This is a genomic window from Thauera phenylacetica B4P (genome assembly GCF_000310225.1).
GTDB lineage: Bacteria > Pseudomonadota > Gammaproteobacteria > Burkholderiales > Rhodocyclaceae > Thauera > Thauera phenylacetica.
Map to the genome: position 1 here is coordinate 1 of NZ_AMXF01000290.1, position 4,424 is coordinate 4,424.

4 protein-coding genes are annotated in these 4,424 nt (G+C 72.0%); 2 read left to right on the forward strand and 2 right to left on the reverse strand.

What is annotated here, in order from left to right; translation table 11 throughout:
• Both C667_RS20590 and C667_RS20595 read right to left on the reverse strand, forming a co-directional pair.
• The coding region (locus tag C667_RS20590) for an AAA family ATPase (protein WP_004381115.1) at positions 1-1,097 on the reverse strand (1,097 nt) is incomplete at its 3' end.
• Positions 1,098-1,206: 109 nt separating this feature from the next.
• Complete coding sequence (locus C667_RS20595; protein ID WP_004381117.1) at positions 1,207-2,088, reverse strand: NAD kinase; 882 nt, start codon at positions 2,086-2,088, stop codon at positions 1,207-1,209.
• Between the two features lie 133 nt (positions 2,089-2,221).
• On the opposite strand from C667_RS20595, the gene hrcA reads away from it, so the two are divergent.
• Together hrcA and hemH are read left to right on the forward strand one after the other, a co-directional pair.
• Positions 2,222-3,250: a heat-inducible transcriptional repressor HrcA gene (hrcA, locus tag C667_RS20600; RefSeq protein ID WP_004381119.1), complete on the forward strand. Its 1,029-nt coding sequence runs from the start codon at positions 2,222-2,224 to the stop codon at positions 3,248-3,250.
• Positions 3,251-3,300: 50 nt separating this feature from the next.
• On the forward strand, positions 3,301-4,398 hold the full coding sequence (gene hemH, locus C667_RS20605; protein WP_004381121.1) for a ferrochelatase: 1,098 nt from the start codon (positions 3,301-3,303) through the stop codon (positions 4,396-4,398).
• Positions 4,399-4,424: the final 26 nt, after the last annotated feature.

The following is a 4,424-nucleotide window of genomic DNA, read 5'->3' on the forward strand; positions in this document are numbered from 1 at the left end:
GCCGCGCTCAGCTTCGCCGCCGCAGCGTCGTAGCCCGCCTGTGCCGCCTGCGCCGCCGCGGCCAGGCGCCCCGGGTCGGCGGTCGCCTCCAGGGTGTCGAGCCGCTCGCGCCACTGCTGCGCGAGCGCAGGCAGCTCCTCGGGCTGCACGCGATACTTGCGCGCCGCCTCCATCACCGCGGCGATGCGGCGCTCGAGCTCGGCGAGGCGTCCGGGATCGAGGTCGAGCCGGTCGCGATAGCGGCGCAGCGCGTGCAGGGCCTCGTCGGCCTGAATCGCGGCGGCGGAGATGAGCTCGCGCACGTCCGCCAGCCCGGCGTCGAAGTCGGCCAGCGCGGCGATGCGGCCGTCGAGGCGGCCGAGCACCGAGCACACCGCGAGCTCGCCCTCGCCGAGCGCGACCACCGCCTCCTCCGCACCCTCGATCAGGCTCGCGGCGTGGGCGAGGCGGCCGTGCTCGGCGTTTAGCTCCGCCCATTCCTCGGTGTCGAAGCCGACCTGCTCGAGCTCGCGCAGCTGCCAGGCGAGCAGCTCGCGCTCGCGCGCGGTGCTCGCCGAATCGGCCTCGGCCTCGCGCTGCAGGCGCAGCAGGCGCTGCCACTCGCGGTGGCGCGCGGCCACCTCGGCGACCAGCACGCCGGCGCCCGCCTGGGCGTCGAGCAGGTCGCGCTGCGCGTCGGCGCGCAGCAATGCATGGTGCGCGTGCTGGCCATGGATGTCGGCGAGCCACTCGCCGGCGGCGCGCAGCTGCGCGAGCGTGGCCGCCACGCCGTTGATCCACGCGCGACTGCGACCGCCGGCGTCGATCGTGCGGCGCAGGATCAGCATGCCCTCGTCAGCCGGCAGCGCCTGCTCGGCGAGCCAGGCCGCCAGCCCCTCGCCCGCGGGCAGGTCGAACTCGGCGGCGACGTCGGCGCGTTCGCGGCCGCTGCGCACCATCGCCGCCTCGCCGCGCCCGCCAAGCGCCAACCCGAGCGCATCGAGCAGGATCGACTTGCCGGCGCCGGTCTCCCCGGTCAGCGCGCCGAAGCCGGCGGCAAACTCGAGGTCGAGGCGATCGACGATGACGAAGTCACGGATGGTCAGGCGGCGGAGCATGGCAGCGGCGGTCGCGGGTGGGGTGGGGTCGGGACGACGGACTCGGGACGACGGACTCGGAACGACTGGCGTGGAGGGTGGCGGCGCGGCGCTCGGGCCGGGGGTGAGCTCACACCCTGGGCGCCGCGCTCCAGTGCAACTTCTGGCGCAGCATCGCGAAGTAGGAATAGCCCTGGGGATGCAGCAGGCGCAGGCTGCGGCTCGAGCGTGTCATGCGCACGCAGTCGCCCGCGCGCAGGTCGAAGCGGGTCTGGCCGTCGAAGTGCACCCGGGCGTCGTGCGGCGGCAGCAGCGCGATGTCGATGCGGCAGGAGTCGGGCAGCGTGATCGGGCGTGCGGTGAGCGCGTGCGGGCACAGCGGCACCAGCGCGATCCCGCCTACGCTCGGGTGCAGGATCGGGCCGTTGGCCGAGAGCGCGTAGGCGGTCGAGCCGGTGGGCGTGGACACGATCATGCCGTCCGAGCGCTGGGTGTAGACGAACTCGTCGTCGATCGACAGCTCGAACTCGATCATGCGCCCGAGCTCGCCCTTATTCACCACCACGTCGTTGAGCGCGAGCGTGTGGAACACGCGTGCGCCGCCGCGCAGCACCTCGACGTCGAGCATGAAGCGGTCCTCGGCGGTGAAGGCGCCGTCGAGGATCTCGGCGAGGCGCTCGGTGGCCGAGCAGCGCGCGATGTCGGTGAGGAAACCGAGGCGGCCGAGGTTCACGCCCACCAGCGGCACGCCGTGCTCGATCAGCCGGCGCGCGGTGTGCAGCATGGTGCCGTCGCCGCCGATCACCACCGCGAGGTCGGCGCTGGCGCCGATATGCTCGTAGCTTGCCACCGGAAAATCGTGGGCGCCGCCGATGGAACTCGCGGTACCCTGCTCGATCAACACCGCAAGGCCGCGATCGCGCAGGAAACGGGCGATCGACAGCACCGACTCGGCCACGTCGGGGCTCTGGTATTTGCCGATGAGGGCAAGCGTGCGGAATGGCGTGCTCATGGGCGCCGATTAAACCACAATCGTCCCCGTGCTTGACACCGCCGAGCCCGCACCGCCGAGCCCGCGCGCGGTGGCCCGCAGTGGCCAGGGTCGGCGAGCTTCACTAGAATCGGCTTATCGACCCCAGGCAGCCATGAATCCGCTCGACGCACGCTCCCAGATCCTCCTCAAGACCCTGATCGAACGCCACATCGCGGACGGCCAGCCGGTCGGCTCGCGCGCGCTGTCGCGCTACTCCGGCCTCGAGCTGTCGCCCGCCACGGTGCGCAACGTGATGAGCGACCTCGAGGAGATGGGCTTCATCGCCAGCCCGCACACCTCGGCGGGGCGCATCCCGACCGCGCTCGGCTACCGCTTCTTCGTCGACTCGCTGCTCACCGTGCAGCCGCTCGAGAACGCCCGCGTGCGCGCCCTCGAGGGCCAGCTGCTGCCCAACCAGCCGCAGCGCCTGATCAGCTCGGCCTCGCACCTGCTCTCCGAGCTCACCCAGTTCGCCGGCGTGGTGGTGGCGCCGCGCAAGGACGCGGTGCGCATCCGCCAGTTCGAGTTCATCAGCCTGGCCGAGAACCGCATCCTGCTGATCATCGTCACCACCGGCGGCGACGTGCAGAACCGCCTGCTCATCACCCGGCGCGCCTACACGCCGGCCGAGCTCCACGGCGCCGCCACCTACCTCAACGAGCACTTCGCCGGCCTGTCCTTCGACGAGATCCGCCGCCGCGTGGGGGACGAGCTGCGCCAGCTGCGCAGCGACATGAGCGAGCTGATGGCCGCCACCGTGGACGCCGGCTCGGAGGCCGCCGAGGACAGCTCGGCGAGCTACGTGCTGTCGGGCGAGACCAAGCTGCTCGACGTCGAGGACCTGTCGAGCAACATGTCGCAGCTGCGCGAGCTCTTCAAGCTCTTCGAGCAGCGCACCGGCCTGCTCCAGCTGCTCGACCTGTCCAACCGCGCCGAGGGCGTGCAGATCTTCATCGGCGGCGAATCCGGCCTCGCCCCGCTCGACGGCTGCAGCGTGATCACCGCGCCCTACGAGGTCGACGGCCAGGTGGTGGGCTCGCTCGGCGTCATCGGCCCCACCCGCATGGCGTACGACCGTGTGATCCCGATCGTCGACATCACCGCCCGGCTGCTCTCGAACGCCCTGTCTTCCAAGCACTGACTCCGGCGTGCGTGCCTCGCCGCGCGCACGACCTCCACCCAAGGACCACGATGCCCCGCTCCCGGCCCGAACCGATCTATCGCCACGACAGCGCCCCACGCACCGGCGTGCTGCTGGTCAACCTCGGCACCCCCGCCGCCCCTACCGCCGCCGCGCTGCGCCCCTACCTCAAGCAGTTCCTCTCCGACCCGCGCGTGGTCGAGATCCCGCGCCTGGTGTGGTGGCCGATCCTCAACGGCATCATCCTCACCACCCGACCCAAGGCCTCGGCGAAGAAGTACGCCAGCATCTGGACCGACGAGGGCTCGCCGCTGCTGGTGCACACGGTGCGCCAGACCAAGCTGCTCGCCGGCTACCTCGCCAAGGACGGCTACGACGGGCTCGACGTCGATTACGCGATGCGCTACGGCGCGCCCTCGATCGGCGACACCCTGGACGCCATGCGCGCGCGCGGCTGCACCCGCATCCTGGTGGTGCCGATGTACCCGCAGTACTCCGCGAGCACCACCGCCACCGTCGTCGACGAGGTCGGCCGCAGCCTGGCGCAGTGGCGCAACCAGCCCGAGATGCGCTTCGTGCGCAACTTCCACGACGACCCCGGCTACATCGACGCCCTGGTGAAGAGCGTGCGCGAGCACTGGGCGGTCGCCGGCGAGCCCGAGCGCCTGCTGCTCAGCTTCCACGGCGTGCCACGGCGCTCGCTCGATCTCGGCGACCCCTATCACTGCGAGTGCCACAAGACCGGCCGCCTGGTGGCCGAAGGCCTCGGCGTGGCGCGCGAGCGCGTGCTGGTCACCTTCCAGTCGCGCTTCGGCAAGGCGGAGTGGCTCAAGCCCTACACCCAGCCCACGCTCGAGCACCTCGCCGCACAGGGCGTGCGCCGGGTGGACGTGATGTGCCCGGGCTTCGTCGGCGACTGCCTGGAGACGCTGGAAGAGATCGCGCTGGAGTGCAAGGAGGCCTTCCTGGAAAAGGGCGGCCAGACCTTCCACTACATCCCCTGCCTGAACGAGCGCGACGCCTGGATCAAGGCGCTGGCCAGGCTGGTGCGCGGCCACCTCGGCAACTGGCTGGAGATCGCCCCGCCGGACGCCGCCGCGCGCAAGGCCGCGCTCGAGCGCGCACGCACGCTGGGCGCCGGGCAGTAGGCGCGGCGCCCGCGGGCGGCCCGCCA

Bases quoted from the DNA above. Each gene is read 5' to 3' on its own strand.
- C667_RS20595 (WP_004381117.1), bottom strand. From the start codon at position 2,088: ATGAGCACGCCATTCCGCACGCTTGCCCTCATCGGCAAATACCAGAGC.
- hemH (WP_004381121.1), top strand. From the start codon at position 3,301: ATGCCCCGCTCCCGGCCCGAACCGATCTATCGCCACGACAGCGCCCCA.
- hrcA (WP_004381119.1), top strand. From the start codon at position 2,222: ATGAATCCGCTCGACGCACGCTCCCAGATCCTCCTCAAGACCCTGATC.